Source organism: Zoogloea sp. JDB1, from assembly GCF_056724025.1.
The window spans coordinates 4,002,227-4,019,468 of sequence record NZ_CM161496.1 but is presented as its reverse complement, the minus strand read 5'-3'; the positions used below and the strand labels follow the sequence as shown (position 1 = coordinate 4,019,468).

The following is a 17,242-nucleotide window of genomic DNA, read 5'->3' as shown; positions in this document are numbered from 1 at the left end:
ATGGCACAGATCGACGTACACAAGCTCACCGATCACGCACGTTTTGGCGGCTTTCATGGCCTCGTGCTGTTCTGGTGCGCCCTCATCATCATCTTCGACGGTTACGACCTGGCGGTGGCCGGCATCGCGCTGCCGTCGATCATGAAGGAGATGGGCGTTTCCCCGACCAACGCCGGCTTCATGGTCAGCTCGGCGCTGTTCGGCATGATGTTCGGCGCGATCTTCCTCGGCACCATCGCCGACAAGATCGGCCGCCGCTGGGCCATCGCGATCTGCATGCTGTTGTTCAGCGTGTTTACTGCCGCGGCAGGTTTCGCCAGCGACCCCGTCAGCTTCAGCATCACCCGCTTCCTGGCGGGGCTGGGTATCGGCGGAGTGATGCCCAACGTGGTCGCCCAGATGACCGAGTACTCGCCGCGCAAGATGCGCAGCACGCTGGTGACGCTGATGTTCAGCGGCTACTCGGTGGGCGGCATGCTGGCGGCGCTGCTCGGCAAGGGGCTGATCGAGAGCTACGGCTGGCAATCGGTGTTCATCGCCGCCGGCCTGCCGGTGCTGCTGATCCCGCTGATCCTCAAGTCCCTGCCGGAGTCGATGGCCTTTCTGGTCAAGCATGGCCGTGCCGAAGAGGTGAAGCGCATCCTGCCGCGCATCGAGCCGTCCTACGTGCCGGCCGCCGGTGACGAGTTCGTGCTGCCCCATGCCCACCACGCCCACGGTGCGCCGATCGGCAAGCTCTTCCAGGATGGCCGCGGCTTCAGCACCACGATGTTCTGGGTGGCCTTCTTCATGTGCCTGTTCATGGTGTATGCCCTCAGCTCCTGGCTCGCCAAGCTGATGGCCGGCGCCGGCTACAGCCTCGGTTCGGCGCTGACCTTCGTGCTGGTGCTCAACTTCGGCGCGATGATCGGGGCCATCGGCGGCGGCTGGCTGGCCGACCGCTTCCACATCAAGCACGTGCTGGTCGGTTTCTACGCCCTGGCGGCAGTGTCCATCACGCTGCTCGGCTACAAGGTCCCGACCGAAGTGCTGTACCTGCTGGTCGGCCTGGCCGGCGCCTCCACCATCGGCACGCAGATCCTCACCTACGCCTATGTCGGCCAGTACTACCCGATGGCGGTGCGCTCCACCGGCATCGGCTGGGCGTCCGGCGTTGGCCGCAGCGGCGCGATCCTGGCGCCGATCGTCATCGGCACCCTGGTCGGCATGTCCCTCCCGCTGCAGCACAACTTCATGGCCATCGCGGTCCCCGCGGTGATCGCCACGCTGGCCGTTTCCATGATCAACCACGGTCGTTCCGCATCCGCCCACCACTGAGCGGAGCAGGGCCGAACCCACAACCCAACCAGGAGACAAATCAAATGGCAATCACCGGCGTATTGCGCCCCGGCCACATTTCCCTGCGTGTGCTGGAGCTGGAACCCGCGCTCAAGCACTACAAGGACGTGCTGGGGCTGATCGAAGTGGAGCGCGATGCCCAGGGCCGCGTGTTCCTCAAGGCCTGGGACGAGCACGACCACCACAGCATCGTGCTGCGCGAGGCGGACAACGCGGGCATGGACTACATGGGCTGGAAGGTGGACTCCGTCGCCACCCTCCACAAGCTGGCCGCCGACCTGGAAGCCTGCGGCCTGTGCTCCGACCTCGGCTGGATTGAGGCGGGCGAGCATCCCAAGACCGGCAAGCGCTTCCGCTTCACGGTGCCCACCGGCCACGTGATGGAGCTGTTCGCCGAAAAAGAGCAGATCGGCAACAACTGCGGCACCGACGGCCCCAACATCAACCCGAACCCGTGGCCCGACGGCCTGGTCGGCATCTCCCCGTCGCGCTTCGACCACTGCTTGCTGTACGGCGACGACCTGGACGGCACGGTGAAGGTGTTCACCGAGGTGCTCGGTTTCTACATCACCGAGAAGGTGGTGCTGAAGAACCAGCCGGACTTCATGATCGGCACTTTCCTGACCTGCGCCAACAAGGCCCACGACGTGGCCTTCATCCGCCAGCCGGTGAAGGGCAAGCTGCACCACGTGTCCTTCGAGCTGGGCAGCTGGGAAAAGGTGCTCCACGCCGGTGACGTGCTGTCCCGTACGCACACTTCGATCGACATCGGGCCGACCCGCCACGGCATCACCCGCGGCGAGACGATCTACTTCTTCGATCCCTCCGGCAACCGCAACGAGGTGTTCTCCGGCGGCTACATTGCCTACCCGGACAAGCCGGCCATCACCTGGTACGACGAAACCCTCGGGCCTGCGATCTTCTATCACGACCGCAAGCTCAACGAGGCTTTCCTGAGCGTGTTCACCTGATCTGCGCACTACCCATGGCGGCGCCCGCGAGGGAGTCGTCATGGGATAACAACAGAATAAAAAAATATCGAGATTTCAATAAAATCTCGCTAAACTAGACTCAATCGATCGACCGAGGCAGAGAACAGCGCCCCCGCCGAGCGATCTATCCGGAAGAAGTGTCCAGCTCCCGTCGGGCCGTGCCCGCCCAGGTGCCGTGACCAGCCGGGCCTACGAGACCTCAGACAGTGAGAAAGACATGAAAGAATTCAAGAACTTCATCAACGGCGAGTACGTCACCAACGTCAGCGGCAAGACCTACGAAAACCGCAACCCGGTGGACAACTCCCTGATCGGCCTGGTCCATGAGGCCGGCAAGGCCGAAGTGGATGCCGCCGTGGCCGCCGCGAAGGCCGCGTTGCACGGCCCCTGGGGCAAGCTGTCGGTGGTCGAGCGCTGCAAGATGCTCGATGGCATCGTCGCCGAGATCAACAACCGCTTCGATGACTTCCTGCAGGCCGAGATCGCCGACACCGGCAAGCCGGCCCATCTGGCGTCCCACATCGACATTCCCCGTGGCGCGGCCAACTTCCAGATCTTCACCGACACCATCAAGAACGTCTCCACCGAGTCCTTCGAGATGCGCACCCCCGACGGAAAGACCGCCCGCAGCTACGGCGTGCGCACGCCGCGCGGCGTAATCGCGGTGATCAGCCCGTGGAACCTGCCGCTGCTGCTGATGACCTGGAAGGTCGGCCCGGCGCTGGCCTGCGGCAACACCGTGGTCGTCAAGCCTTCCGAAGTCACCCCCGCCACCGCGACCCTGCTGGGCGAGGTGATGAACAAGGTCGGCGTGCCCGCCGGTGTGTACAACGTGGTCAATGGCTACGGCGTGGATTCCGCCGGCGCGCTGCTGACTGCCCACCCGGACGTGAACGGCATCACCTTCACCGGCGAGACCAAGACCGGCACCGCCATCATGAAGGCCGGCGCCGACGGCATCCGCCCGGTGTCGCTGGAACTGGGCGGCAAGAATGCCGCCGTGGTGTTCGCCGACTGCGATTTCGAGAACGCGGTGAACACCGTCACCCGCTCGGTCTTCGAGAACTGCGGCCAGGTCTGCCTGGGCACCGAGCGCGTGTATGTCGAGCGCCCGATCTTCGACAAGTTCGTGAATGCGCTGAAGGCCAAGGCCGAGGCGATGAAGCCGGGCCTTCCCTTCGACGCGGACACCAAGATCGGCCCGCTGGTCAGCAAGGTGCACCAGAAGAAGGTGCTGTCCTACTACGAGAAGGCCAAGGCCGAAGGCGCCACCATCGTCACCGGCGGCGGCGTGCCGCTGATGCCGGACGAGCTGAAGGACGGCTGCTGGGTCGAGCCGACCATCTGGACCGGCCTGCCGGAAACCGCCTCCGTCGTGCGTGAGGAGATCTTCGGACCGTGCTGCCACATCCAGCCCTTCGACACCGAAGAAGAAGCGGTGCGCATGGCCAACGACACCAAGTACGGCCTCGCGACCTCCATCTACACCCAGGACATCAGCCGCGCCAGCCGCCTGGCCACGCAGATCGAAGTTGGCCTGTGCTGGATCAACAGCTGGTTCCTGCGCGACCTGCGCACGCCTTTCGGCGGCTCCAAGCAGTCCGGCATCGGCCGTGAAGGCGGCCTGCACTCGCTGGAGTTCTACACCGAGCTGCGCAACGTGATGATCAAGTACTGACCAGACTCCGCTCCCACGGCGCACTGCCCCCATGGTGCGCCCGCCGGCCCTGGCCCCCTCCCTCCGGGGCCGGCACCCATACCCAACAGACTGACGGAAGCCTTCCATGAACCAGAACAAGATCGAGCAATACGGTGACGAGCTCTACAACGCACTGATCACCCGCACCGCGGTGGACCCGCTGACCGACCGCGAACCCGAGATCACCATCGAAGACGCCTACCAGATCCAGCTGCGCATGATCCAGCGCCGTCTGGACGCCGGCGAGACCATCATCGGCAAGAAGATCGGCGTCACCAGCAAGGTGGTGATGGACATGCTCAAGGTTGACCAGCCGGACTTCGGTCAGATGACCTCCGGCATGATCTACAACGAGGGCGAGGCGATCCCGGTGGATTCCATGATCGCCCCCAAGGCCGAGGCCGAAGTGGCCTTCATCCTCAAGCGCGACCTGCAGGGTCCTGGAGTTACCGCGGCCGACGTGCTGCGCGCCACTGAATGTGTGGTGCCGTGCTTTGAGATCGTCGATTCCCGCATCCGCGACTGGAAGATCAAGATCCAGGACACCGTCGCCGACAACGCCTCCTGCGGCGTACTGGTGCTCGGTGGCGTGCGCAAGAGCCCGCGCGACCTGGACCTGGCGCTGGCCGGCATGGTCCTCGAGAAGAACGGCGAGATCATCAGCACCTCCACCGGCGCCGCCGTGCAGGGCTCGCCGGTCAATGCCGTGGTGTGGCTGGCCAACACCCTCGGCCGCCTGGGCATCGCGCTGAAGGCCGGCGAGGTGATCCTGTCCGGCTCCCAATCCCCGCTCGTTCCGGTCAAGGCCGGCGACAGCCTTACCTGCAGCGTCGGCGGCCTGGGCGGCACGTCGGTCCGTTTCATCTGATTTCCGAAAGCACACCCCCATGAAACTCGATCACGCCACCATCCTCTCCCTCGCCGAGCACCTGGAAAGCGCCGAGCTGCAGGCCCGCGACGTCACCAAAATCACCGACGACCATCCGGATATGGACTGGGACGACGCCTACGCGATCCAGGACGAGATCCGCCGCCGCAAGGAAGCCCGCGGCAACAAGGTCGCCGGCCTCAAGTGCGGCCTGACGTCCTTCGCCAAGATGAAGCAGATGGGTGTCGACGTGCCGGTGTTCGGCTTCGTCGCCGACTACATGGCCCGCCCGGACGGCGGCGACATCAAGCACGCCGAGCTGATCCACCCGAAGGTCGAGGCCGAGATCTGCATCGTCACCAAGGCCCAGCTGAAGGGCCCCGGTTGCCACGTGGGCGCCGTGATGGCGGCGGTGGACTTCGTGCTGCCGGCGGTGGAAGTCATCGACTCCCGCTACCGCGACTTCAAGTTCGACCTGAAGAGCGTTATCGCCGACAACACCTCGTCGTCCCGCTTCGTGGTCGGTAACACCATGCGCGACCTGGAAGGCCTCGACCTGCGCACCCTCGGCGTGGTGATGGAGATCAACGGCGAGATCAAGGCGATGGCCGCCGGCGCCGCAGTGCTGGGCCACCCGCTGACCGCCGTGGCGATGCTCGCCAACCACCTGGGCGCCCGCGGCCAGGAGATCCCGGCCGGCACCTTCATCATGACCGGCGGCGTCACCGAAGCCATTACGGTGAATCCGGGCGACCACGTGAACGTGCGCTTCCAGGATCTCGGCTCCGTCTCGATGCGCTTCGTCTAAAGCAGTGCCGCAGTGCCCGGCGGCGTGGAGTCCGCCGGGCAGCAAATCGCTGCACCTGATCCTCCATTCCTGAATTCCGGCCCATGCCGGCGGCTGGCGACGCTCCTTGCGAGCGAGGCCGGCTTCCGTTCGGCCTGCAGAAATGGAGAGAGGAGGGCGGCGCGACCGGAAGAGGACTTTTCCATGTCATCCAAGCAAGACCTTTCGAACATCTTCACCCGCGAAGAGGGGACGATCCACCTGGGCGGCATCGACGCGCTGGTGCGCCTCAGCCTGGACCAGGTGCGCACCGACGCCCGCCGCGGCCTCAAGACCGGCATGTTCATCTCGGGCTACCGGGGTTCGCCGGTCGGCATGCTCGACGCCGCGCTGATCAAGCAGCAGAAGCTGCTCCTCGACAACCACATTCATTTCGTCGACGGTCTCAACGAGGATCTGGCCGCCACCGCCGTGTGGGGCACGCAGATGATGCACACCGTCGGCAAGCCCAAGTTCGATGGCGTCACCGGCATGTGGTACGGCAAGGCGCCCGGCGTGGACCGCAGCGGCGACGCGCTGAAGCACGCCAACTACACCGGCATCGGCAAGAACGGCGGCGTGCTGGCGATTGCCGGCGACGACCCGAGCTGCAAGAGCTCGTCCCTGTGCAGCCAGTCGGAGCCGATGCTCTACCACGTGGGCATCCCGTCCCTGTTCCCCGGCAACGTGCAGGAGATCCTCGACCTGGGTCTGCACGGCTACAACATGTCCCGCCTGTCCGGCCTGTGGATCGGCATGAAGATCGTCACCAACGTGGCGGACGGCAGCGGCACGGCCAACGTGGACCCGGCGCGCCTCGACTTCGTGACGCCCGATCTCAACTTCGACGGCAAGCCGTTCTTCCCCAACATGAACCTGGGGATGAACGTGCGTGTCGAGGCGCTGGAGATGGAGCAGTCCCTGTACACCCGTCGCCTCGAAGTGGCACGCCGCTACGCTCGCGCCAACAAGCTCAACAACATCGTCTTCGACAACAAGGACGCCTGGCTCGGCATCGTCACCGCCGGCAAGACCTACAACGACGTGCGCCAGGCCTTCCTCGAGATGGGCCTGGACGACGAGGCCCTGCGCCGCTACGGCATCCGCATCCTCAAGATGGGCATGCTGTTCCCGATGGAACCGACCATCGTGCGCGAGTTCGCCGAGGGTCTGGAAGAGATCTTCGTCATCGAGGAGAAGCGTCCCTTCCTCGAGATGTTCGCCAAGGAAGTGCTCTACGGCCGCGCCAACGCGCCGCGCATCGTCGGCAAGTTCGACGACGAGGGCCAGGAGCTGCTGCCGCACTACGGCGAGTTCGAGTCCGACGTGATCGCCCGCGCGCTGCTCAAGCGCCTGTCCCGCAAGGCGCGCATCGAATCGGCAGAAGCCTGGATCAAGCGCCTCGACGAGATCCATGCGCGTAACAAGCTGCCGACCATGAACCGTACCGCCTGGTACTGCTCCGGCTGCCCGCACAACAGCTCCACGGTGGCGCCGGAAGGCAGCATCGTGTCGGCCGGCATCGGCTGCCACACCATGGCCATGTGGATGGACCGCAACGTGGTGATGGGCACCCACATGGGCGGCGAAGGCGCCCAGTGGATCGGCATGGCGCCCTTCACCGGCACCGAGCACATCTTCCAGAACATGGGCGACGGTACCTACGCCCACTCCGGCAGCCTCGCGATCCGGTACGCGGCGTCCACCGGTGTGAACATCACCTTCAAGCTGCTGGTCAATGCGCACACCTCGATGACCGGCGGCCAGGAGATCATGGGCGCCCACCCGGTCGTGGCGATGGTCTCCGACCTGCTCGCCAATGGCGTGCGCCGGGTGATCGTGACCACCGATGAGCCAGCCAATTACTCCGGCATCCAGCTGCCCGGCCACACCGAAGTGTGGCATCGCGACCGCCTCGACGAGGCCCAGCGCGAGCTGGCCGCCACGCCGGGCACCACCGTGCTGCTGCACGACCAGGAATGCGCCGCCGAGCTGCGCCGTGCCCGCAGCCGCGGCAAGGCTGCCGAGCCGGCGGAAGTCACCATCATCAACGAGCGCGTTTGCGAAGGCTGCGGCGACTGCGGTGAGAAGTCCAACTGCATGAGCGTGGAGCCGGTCGAGACGGAGTTCGGCCGCAAGACACGCATCCACCAGTCGTCCTGCAACAAGGATTTCTCCTGCGTGAAGGGCTTCTGCCCGTCCTTCGTGACGGTCACGCCGAACCCCGAGCCGGCCGCTGGCGACGCGCCGAAGAAAAAGAAGAAGGGCCGCATCCCGGCCCTGGAGCGGGAGCTTCCGCAGCCCGAGTTCAAGATCACCGGCGACTTCGGCGTGCATGTGATGGGCATCGGCGGCACCGGCTCAGTGACCGTCGTGGCGACCCTCGCCAACGCCGCACGGATGGAAGGCAAGCACGTGGTCGGCCTCGACCAGACCGGCCTGGCCCAGAAGGGCGGGGCGGTGATCTCGGACATCAAGGTCAGCGCGCAGCCCTTTGCCGGCGCCAACAAGATCTCCGACGGCAGCGCCGATCTTTACCTGGGTTTCGACATCCTCAACGCGACGGATCCGAAGAATCTGGACAAGTGCCACCCGGAGCGCACGATCGCCATCGTGTCCACCACCGAGACGCCGACCGGCCACATGGTCTCCGACCGCCACGTGCATTTCCCGGCGGTGACCGGGCTGACCGCGGGTCTGAACCGCGTCACCCGTAAGGCCGACAACGTCTTCCTCGACGGGCAGGCGCTGGCCGAGGGCCTGTTCGGCGACAGCATGGCGACCAACCTGTTCATGGTCGGCGTGGCCTATCAGGCCGGCACGCTGCCGCTGGCCGCGGAGTCCATCGAAACGGCGATCCGCCAGTCCGGCGTCGGCGTGGAGACGAGCCTTGCTGCCTTCAAGTGGGGCCGCATGGCGGTGGTGGATCGGGCCTTCGTCGAGGCCGAGGTGGCCCGCGGCAATGCCCCGGTGATCGCCCTGCGTGCCGTCCCGGCCCTGACGCCGACGGCCCGCGTCATCCTCGACACGGTGGGCGCCCAGGGCGAGCTCAAGCGCCTGCTCGAAGTGCGCATCCCCGAGCTGATCGCCTACCAGGACGAGGCCTACGCCAAGCGCTACGCCGATGTGGTGAAGAAGGTGCGCGGTGCCGAATCGCGCCTGCTGCCGGGCCAGACCGCGCTCGCCGAGGCGGCCGCCCGCTACCTCTACAAGCTGATGGCCTACAAGGACGAGTACGAGGTGGCCCGCCTGCACAGCGATCCGGCCTTCCTGGCCCAGCTCGACGCCCAGTTCAAGCACGGCTACACGCTGAAGTACCACCTGGCGCCGCCGCTCCTGGCCGACCGCGACCCGAAGACCGGCGAGCTGCAGAAGAAGGTCTACGGCCCCTGGATGCAGAAGGCCTTCCGCCTGCTGTCCCGCTTCAAGAGCCTGCGCGGCGGCGCTCTGGACATCTTTGGCAAGAGCGCCGAGCGCCGCGAGGAACGTCAGGCCGTTGAGGACTACATCGTGCTGCTCGACGACATCCTCGCCCGGCTCGACGCCGCCAATCACGCGGCGGCGGTGGACCTGGCCAGCGTGCCCGACGAGATCCGCGGCTACGGCCACGTGAAGGAGAAGAACGTGGCCGCCGCCAAGGCCCTGCAGGCCGAACGCCTGGAGGCCTTCCGCAACGCCCAGCCGCTGCAGATGCGGGCCTGAGCGAGCACGCGTCACTGAGCAACACCGGGCCGGTAGCGATTGCTGCCGGCTCGACATGCAGCCCCCACAGAGGGGCCAACCCATCCCGGCTAATCACCGGACCAAGGAAGAGACTGACCATGCAGAACAACACGCCCGCTACCCTCCGTCGCCCGCTGAGCCTGCTCTTGCTGGCCGCCTTTGGCACTGGCGCCGCCGCGCCGGCCTTTGCCGAGAGCGAGATCGACGCGCTCAAGCGCGAGCTGGCCGAACAGCGCGAGCTGATCCAGCAGCTGATGAAGAACCAGGAGGAGCAGAAGAAGACCGAAATCCAGACCGGCGGCCCGGCCCGCGGTGCCGGCCTGCAGATGGGTGTGCCGACCGGCCCGTCCGGCACGCTGACGATCTACGGCGTGGCGGATGTCAGCGCGTCCACGGTGAACAGCGGCTTCGGCCAGAAGTCCACCATCGGCTCCGGCGGCATGTCCTCCTCGCGGATCGGCTTCAAGGGTGAGAAGGAACTCGGCGACGAGATCAAGGCGGTGTACCTGATGGAAGCCGGCCTGCTGTTCGACACCGGCTCGGTCGGCACCGGCGCGATCACGCCGGGCATCAACAACACCGCGGTGTCCAGCGGCGGGCAGACCAGCAACGGCAGCCAGATCTTCTCGCGGCAGATCTACGCTGGCCTCTCGACCCGCTTTGGCTCCGTGACGGCGGGCCGCCAGTACGCTGGTTCCTACACCTCCTCGGTGATGTCGGCGGCAATGGGCGCCGGTTTCTTCGGCTCCTCCGCTGGCTTGCTGCCGGTGATCGGCGGCATGCCGACGCGCCTCAACAATTCCCTCGTCTATGCCTCGCCGAAGGTCGCCGGCTTCTCCGGCCAACTGACGCTGAGCAGCGGTAGCGAGAACAACGTGAACATGGTGACGCCGGTCGCTGCCGGTTCGACGACGGTGACCACCGACAAGGCCGGCCGCGGCGGCGACCTGGCCCTGTACTACAGCGGCGGCCCGCTCAACGCCACGGTGACGGCGTGGAACGTAGACAACGCCAGCTACGTCGCCCCGGCGACCGGCCCGCAGGAAACCGGCTTGGCGAAGCGCCGCGGCTGGCAGGTCGGCGGCAGCTACAACCTGGGCTTCGCCACGTTGTATGGCAACTATGTGGCCGGCCGGATCAGTGGCGGCAACTACGAGAACGTGACGGCCACGCTGTCGAAGGCCGAAGGCTGGAGCGTCAGTGCCGGCATCCCGGTGTGGCGTGGCAAGGCCTTCGTGAGCTACAGCCAGCTCGACGACAAGTCGATCAAGAACCGCGACGCCAACCTGCTGGGGCTTGCCTACGCGTACAAGCTGCAGGACAGCACGACGCTGTACGGCACCTGGGGCAAGGTGCTCAACAAGACCAACGCCAGCTACAGCCTGACGGACGGCGGCAACCTGGTCGGCACGGTGGCCAAGCCGGGCTACGACCCGAGCGGCTATATGCTCGGTGTGAACCACGTGTTCTAAGGCGGGCCAAGCCCTGCGGACGGATCGTCCGCAGGGCTCAGTTTCAAAGGGGGGACGGGTCCGAGGCGGAATCGCCCCCGCGGATGTTGGCCAGCAGGCTGCCCAACTGGGAGTCGAAATCCAGCCCCTTGTCGAAGGCCGTCATCGTCTGCTCGATCCCACGGGACAGAATGGCCAGCATCTGCTCTTCCTGGACGTCCGACAGGCCGAGGTACATCAGTTCCTTGGCGAAGAACTGGTTGAGGTCATGCAGGCTCAGGCGGGTTTCCGCCTGCAAGGCCCGGTACTGCTCGCGCAGGGTGACGATGGCGTGCTCCACGCCGGCGGCAGTGTCCTGCAGCAGGGCCGTCCGGGTTCGTATCTCGGTATCGCGCAGAAGTGCCAACATGCTCGCCTCGCAGCCTTCGGCGATGATCGCCAGATGGTCGCGCAGGCGCCCGCAGCGCTCTTCGTCCTCAATCGGGAAGTTATTGACGAGGATGGAGACGTACGGGTAGTTGATGACGATCTTGCGGCGGAACTGGAAGATGCGTTCCATCTTGCGAACCTGCTCGAATACCGATTCCTCCAGCGGTGTCGCGGTCCCTGACGGGACGAAAGTCTTGGCCCGTCCAGGGGCGCCGAGTTGCACGTTGGCATCCAGGTCGTAGTCGCGCAGGGCGGCAATCGTCAGGCGCGCCAGGTCGGCCATATTCGTGCAGGCCAGGCCGCTGCGCAGGAAATGCAGCGCCACGCCGCTCTCACCCAGATTGGTGAGAAAGGACATGGCCATCTTCTGCATGGAATCCTTTTCGGACTGCACGCGCTTGCGCTCGGCCACCAGCGTGACCAGTGCGCGGACCTTGCTCAATACCTCCTCCGGCGCCGGCGGCTTGGCGATGAAGTCGTCGCCACCCGATTCATAGGCTTTGAGACGTTCCTCCAGGGTGTCGTGGCCGGAGAAGAAGATGACCACCGGCTGTTCGGTGGCGGAGGACCATTCTTCCAGCGCATGCAGGCGCCGGCAGGTCTCGTAGCCGTCGATGCCGTCCATCTGGATATCAAGTAACACCACATCGGGGCCGAAGCGGATCACATGGTCGAGGCAGGCTTCACCTGATGACAGGGTACAGGTCTCGAATTCGTCCTCCAGCAGGCTCTCGAGCAGGCTGGCGGAAATTTCGTCGTCGTCGACGATCATCACCCGCGCCCGGGGTGTGCTGTCGGTGTCGAACAGGTCCTCACTCATGTTTGCGTTTCCGTGGCGTTCTCCCGTGCGTCCCAGGTCTCCTTGATTTGCAGAAGCTGCGGGAGGATTGCGGTAAATATCTCTATCAGGCGTGGCTCGAAATGGGTTCCCGAGTTTTCTTCGACGAACCTTATCACGCGTTCCACGGGCCAGGCATCCTTGTATGGCCGTTTCATCGTCAGCGCATCGAAAACGTCCGCCAGCGCGACGATGCGCGCCGATTCGGGAATGGCGCTGCCGGCGAGACCATCCGGGTAGCCGCTGCCGTCCCATTTCTCGTGGTGGCGCAGGGCGAGCTCGGCCGCCAGTTGAAAAACCGGTGCCTTGCTCTTGCTGAGGATCTCGTGACCGATGGTGGTGTGGGTGCGCATGACGACCCATTCATCCGCATCGAGTTTGCCGGGTTTGCGCAGCACAGTTCCGGGGATGCCGATCTTGCCGGTGTCGTGCATCGGGGCGGCGAGTTCCAGCAGCGCGCAGGCCTCATCGCTCCAGCCCGCGGCCGCGGCGATGGCGCGGGCGTAGGCCGCCATCCGCCAGATGTGCAGGCCGGTGTCGGTATCGTTAAAGTGCCCGGCTTCGCCGAGCATGCTGATGGCGTCCCGATGGCTCTGTTCGAGTTCGGAGGCTCGCACCAGGTTGAGCTGGTTTGCGACACGCGCCTGGACGATCGCCGGGTGGATGGGCTTGGTGAGGTAGTCCACCGCGCCGACCTGGAAGCCGTACGTTTCGTCCGGGGTTTCCGACAGGCTGGTCACGAAGACGATCGGGATGGCAGCGGTCTGAGGATCTGCCTTCAGTTGTTGACAGACCTCGTAGCCGTCCATGCCAGGCATCTGGATGTCGAGCAGGATCAGGGACGGCGTGTGCCGGCGGGCGGCGATAAGCGCGTCGCTGCCGCTGGTGGCGAACACCAGCCGATAGCTGGCCTTGAGGGCCTCGCGAATGGCGTCCAGGTTCAGGGGTTCGTCGTCGACGACGAGGATCGGGCCGACTGCCATTACCGGCCTCCGTCGATTAGGCCACAAGCCTGGGCCAGTGCGGAAAGTGCTCGTTCGGCGCCGCGGAAGTCGTAGCGGGACACAGCGTCGGTGAGTGCCTTCAATGGCTCCTCGGGGACTTGAGCCTTGAGTTGCACGAGGAGGGGTTCCACATCGTCCGGCGTGTCCCTCTGCAGCGCCACGCGTATTTGTTCGAAGAGGGGCTGCAGGACGGCAGGCGTCGACTGTGGATGACTCGGCGCGGCCTCGTCACCGGCCCCTGTGGCCGTGATGCGCGCCAGCGTCGCGGACAGTGCCTCCCTGAACGCTTCGAGAGTCGCGCCGCAATCCTGCCCCTGCTTGAGCTGCAGTTCGAGGGTGCGGGCCGTATCCGCCAGCCATTCCAGGCCGATGTTGGCGGCCGCCCCCCTGAGCTTGTGTACGAGCGCGGCCCGGTCGGTGTCGCTTGCCGCCGCGTCCAGGCGCGTTGCAAAGTCGCCGAACTGGTCGACGAATTTCTGCAGGAAGCGGTGGTGTTTTTCCGTGCTTCCCCACATCAAGGCGCCACGCTCGACGGCAATGACGGCCAGTCCCTGGGTAGCCGACGGCTCGTTGGTTGCAGCGGGCGAGGCAGGGGGTTCAGCGGGTGTTACTGCGCGAGGGGAGTCTGGAGAAGAGGACATGGTGGTGTCGGTGCCCAGCCAGTGGAGCAGGGTTCGGTAAAGTAAGGGAGGTTCGACGGGCTTGGAGACGAAGTCGCTCATGCCAGCGTCCTTGCAGCGATTGCGGTCTTCTTCGAAGGCGTTGGCCGTCATCGCGATGATCGGGATGGTCTCGTAACCCGGCAGTGCCCGAATACGCCGGGTGGCCTCCAGTCCGTCCATGACGGGCATCTGCATGTCCATCAGGATGAGGTCGTAGGCTTTGAGCCGGACCATTTCAACTGCTTCCGCGCCATGGTTGGCGATGTCAGCAGTGAGTCCGGACTCGGCGAGGATTTCCTGGGCCACATCCTGGTTGAGTTCGTTGTCTTCCACGAGGAGAACCCGTGCGTTGGTGCGTATTGGCGCATCGTTCGCCTCCGGCCCGGAGCTCTGGAGCAACATGTCCGGGGCTCCGAGGGATAGCCGGACCGTAAACCAGAATGTGCTGCCCACGCCGGGCTGGCTGCGCACTCCCGCGTCGCCTCCCATCAGCATCGCGAGCTTGCGCGAGATGACCAGTCCCAGCCCGGTTCCACCGTACTTGCGTGATGTGGATGCGTCTGCCTGGCTGAAGGCCTGGAAGAGGCGTGTCTGCTGTTCATCGGAAATGCCGATACCCTCGTCCTCCACCTCGAAACTCACTTCAACCATGTCATCGTGAAGCGCTCCAAGCCGGGTGCGAATGACGATATTTCCCCGGTCGCTGAACTTGATGGCATTGTTGATGAAGTTGATGAGGATCTGTCCAAGCCGCATGGCGTCGCCGATGACGACAGTGTCGTTCAGGCGATCGCCGACTTCCATGCACAGCTTGAGGCCTTTCTCCTCCGCCTGCATGGTGAGCATGCTGTGGACGTGATCAATGACCGTCGGGACGCGGAACGGTAGGCTCTGAAGGCGTATCTGTTCCGCGTCGATCTTGGACAGGTCTAGGATGTCGTTGATGATTGCCAGCAGGTGATGCCCCGCAGAGATGATCTCGTCGAGCCGGACTGCGTGTGTGGTTCCCGCCATGGGCTTCTTGAGCAGTTGAGAGAAGCCGATGATCACGTTCAGCGGGGTGCGTATCTCATGGGACATATTGGCGAGGAAGGTGCTTTTCGCCCGATTGGCGTCCTCGGCTTCCTCAACCCGTCTTTCGAGCTGCTGGTTGAGCTTCTTTATGGTGCGGGAGCGCTCCTCGACCAGATTCTCCAGGTGGTCCCGGTAGTTGGCCAACGTCAGTTCGGCGTATTTACGTTCGATCGCCAGGGAAACCAGTGTAGCGACATGGCTGATAAGCTTGATGTCGTTATCGGTCGGTAGGGACTGTGTACGGTGGTAAATGGCCAGCGTACCAAGCACCTGGTGGTTCGAATCCTTGATGGGTTCCGACCAGCATGAGGCGAGCCCGGCCTGGGCGGCAACGACCCGGTATTTGCCCCAGAACGGGTGGGTCTGGATATCTTCGACGACCACCCGCTGGCCTGAATGGGCCGCTGTGCCGCAGGCGCCTTCACCGGGGGCGATGGGCATGCCGTCAATGGTCTTAATGTAGAACGTGGGCAGATTGGATACGGCAGCGTGCAGCATCTGTCCGCCGCCCGGGCCGATCAGCAGGATGCTGCACAGGGCGGTCGGATCGATCTTCTCGATGCCGAGCACCATTGCATTAAGGATCTGCTCCAGCGGAGCCCCCTCGACAAAGAGCTGTAGTGCGCTACCGCGGAATTTCTCGAGTTCTTCCGCGCGGTTGCGTTCGGTGAAGTCGGCCACATTGGCCAGCGCGAAATCCTGGTTGTTGTCGCGAAAGTGACTCAGACCGACTTCAATGGGAAACAGGCTGGCATTCTTGCGCTTGCCGTAAAGGGCATCGCCCTTGCCCATCTTGCGGTTGAACGGGTGGCGAAAATAGGCGGCAAGAAAGGATGCATGCACGTCGCGGCTTTCATCCGGTATCAGGAGACTGAGAGGGTGTCCGATCAATTCCTCATGGGCATAGCCGAATATCCGGCTCAACTCCCGGTTGGCCATGACGATCCTGCCGTTTGCATCCACCACCGCGAGGCCGTTGGAGTTGGCTTCGAAGACGACCTGGAAGTTCTGCTGAGCCTGGTAGAGCAGTTGGGTGGCCCGGGCTTCTTCACGGGTGATCTGCTCGGCGTTGTGAAGTGCGTTACGCTGGGTGTTCGAGATGACCAGTCTGCGACATCCGGCTGCAAACAGGGTCAGGAGGAGGAGGGTGCCGACCGAGATTTGCGACCAGACGTTCCAGCGCACCTGAGCGAGGCTCTCGTCCGGCAGGCGGCTGATCACTGTCCAGATATTGCGGGTTTCGACGCGGCCCTTGTAGCTTTTCGACAATTCGATGGTGGACCACGTCCAGATATCGTCCGCGATGCGTTGCTGCCCTTTGTCTGCGGCAGTGACGGCCTGCCAGGCCTCGGGATAGCGAGTGCCGAAGGTGTGGGGGTGCTTCAGCACGAAGCCCCATTCCTCCGTTGGATCGGTGCTTCGCAGCCAATAGCCTCCTTATTGAGCAACTGCAAGCGGGAGGCGAGCGGAGCTGCGCTCTTGATGAACGTCTCGATGTTGTTACGTGCGGCAAGATTGATCAGCAGGAAGCCACGGACCTTACCGTGCTCGTCGAACACGCGCTGCCCGACCCTGAGCGTCGGTGTGTAGGGCTCGACGATGTGAGCGCCTTCCATCAACAGGTCGAGGGGGGAGATGTAGACCAGGTTGTCCCGCATCCCCATGATGTCCTTGAAGAAGTAGCGGTCGCGCTTGTTCTGGAGCTGGGTTCGCGGCAGGGGTCTTCCGTCGACGCCGTTCCAGTCGACGCGAACCCGCTCCTGGCCGTCCTGGTCAATCCAGCGAACGGAGCTGTAGCCCGGGTTGCGCGACAGCAGCGTGATGAAAGCTTCCTGCATTGCTGCGAGTGTCTCTCTGGACGGGGACAGGTAGGCATTGCGGACCGAGGTCTCCGTCACCAGACTGCGGATATGGTCCAGGGGAAAAGCGAGGTCGTCCTCCAGGCGACGGCGGGCGGCCGATACATGCTCTTGTTCGTGGGCAAGGATCGGCGTGACCGCGGCCTGCTCCGAAGAGCGTCCCAACAGCCAGGCGCCCCCGATGACGATCAGCGCTACCGGCAGAAAAATGGACAGGAACTGGATGAGAAGATAGCGCCTGTCTATTTCACCAATGCTCTCGGGGTCTTTCGAAATGAAATAAATGGAACTGATTCTGGGCTCCTGGATTCATCCGAGAAAAATCGACCGGCTTTTCTTTCTGCCAATAGTATTCCCGGTGAATGCTGGGAGGTAGTGCAATGGGACACAATTCGGGATATGCCTTACTGGGAATGCGCAAGCGAGCCCGGCTTGTCCCTGCTCGCCCGGAGCATGATGAATATACCCGCTATGGGATA

11 protein-coding genes are annotated in these 17,242 nt (G+C 64.3%); 7 read left to right on the top strand and 4 right to left on the bottom strand.

Annotation, left to right across the window (positions count from 1 at the left end):
• From AC1PPK_RS18130 to AC1PPK_RS18100, 7 genes are all read left to right on the top strand, one after another.
• The gene (locus tag AC1PPK_RS18130; RefSeq protein WP_481114411.1) at positions 1-1,317 is read left to right on the top strand and encodes an MFS transporter; all 1,317 of its coding nucleotides are present in this window, start codon (positions 1-3) and stop codon (positions 1,315-1,317) included.
• Between the two features lie 44 nt (positions 1,318-1,361).
• Positions 1,362-2,309: a catechol 2,3-dioxygenase gene (locus AC1PPK_RS18125; protein WP_481114410.1), complete on the top strand. Its 948-nt coding sequence runs from the start codon at positions 1,362-1,364 to the stop codon at positions 2,307-2,309.
• Between the two features lie 238 nt (positions 2,310-2,547).
• Positions 2,548-4,008: a 2-hydroxymuconic semialdehyde dehydrogenase gene (locus AC1PPK_RS18120; RefSeq protein ID WP_481114409.1), complete on the top strand. Its 1,461-nt coding sequence runs from the start codon at positions 2,548-2,550 to the stop codon at positions 4,006-4,008.
• A gap of 106 nt (positions 4,009-4,114) precedes the next feature.
• The gene (dmpE, locus tag AC1PPK_RS18115) at positions 4,115-4,897 is read left to right on the top strand and encodes a 2-oxopent-4-enoate hydratase (RefSeq protein WP_481114408.1); all 783 of its coding nucleotides are present in this window, start codon (positions 4,115-4,117) and stop codon (positions 4,895-4,897) included.
• A gap of 19 nt (positions 4,898-4,916) precedes the next feature.
• Positions 4,917-5,705 carry a 2-oxo-3-hexenedioate decarboxylase gene (gene dmpH / locus AC1PPK_RS18110; RefSeq protein ID WP_481114407.1) on the top strand — a complete coding sequence of 263 codons (789 nt, stop codon included), beginning with the start codon at positions 4,917-4,919 and terminating at the stop codon, positions 5,703-5,705.
• Positions 5,706-5,888: 183 nt separating this feature from the next.
• The gene (locus tag AC1PPK_RS18105) at positions 5,889-9,425 is read left to right on the top strand and encodes an indolepyruvate ferredoxin oxidoreductase family protein (protein WP_481114406.1); all 3,537 of its coding nucleotides are present in this window, start codon (positions 5,889-5,891) and stop codon (positions 9,423-9,425) included.
• A gap of 119 nt (positions 9,426-9,544) precedes the next feature.
• Positions 9,545-10,918 carry a porin gene (locus tag AC1PPK_RS18100; protein ID WP_481114405.1) on the top strand — a complete coding sequence of 458 codons (1,374 nt, stop codon included), beginning with the start codon at positions 9,545-9,547 and terminating at the stop codon, positions 10,916-10,918.
• Positions 10,919-10,961: 43 nt separating this feature from the next.
• On the opposite strand, the gene AC1PPK_RS18095 is transcribed toward AC1PPK_RS18100, so the two are convergent.
• Genes AC1PPK_RS18095 through AC1PPK_RS18080 form a run of 4 tightly spaced genes read right to left on the bottom strand, consistent with a single transcriptional unit; the run spans position 10,962 to position 16,928 of the window.
• Positions 10,962-12,146 carry a response regulator gene (locus AC1PPK_RS18095; protein ID WP_481114404.1) on the bottom strand — a complete coding sequence of 395 codons (1,185 nt, stop codon included), beginning with the start codon at positions 12,144-12,146 and terminating at the stop codon, positions 10,962-10,964.
• A complete protein-coding gene (locus AC1PPK_RS18090; protein WP_481114403.1) occupies positions 12,143-13,147 on the bottom strand; it encodes a response regulator in 1,005 nt (334 codons plus the stop codon). Before AC1PPK_RS18090 ends, AC1PPK_RS18095 begins: the two co-directional genes overlap by 4 nt.
• Positions 13,147-16,293, bottom strand: coding sequence for an ATP-binding protein (locus AC1PPK_RS18085; protein WP_481114402.1), 3,147 nt, complete (start codon positions 16,291-16,293; stop codon positions 13,147-13,149). The genes AC1PPK_RS18090 and AC1PPK_RS18085 overlap by 1 nt, the downstream gene beginning before the upstream one ends.
• Complete coding sequence (locus tag AC1PPK_RS18080; RefSeq protein WP_481114401.1) at positions 16,287-16,928, bottom strand: PDC sensor domain-containing protein; 642 nt, start codon at positions 16,926-16,928, stop codon at positions 16,287-16,289. Before AC1PPK_RS18080 ends, AC1PPK_RS18085 begins: the two co-directional genes overlap by 7 nt.
• Positions 16,929-17,242: the final 314 nt, after the last annotated feature.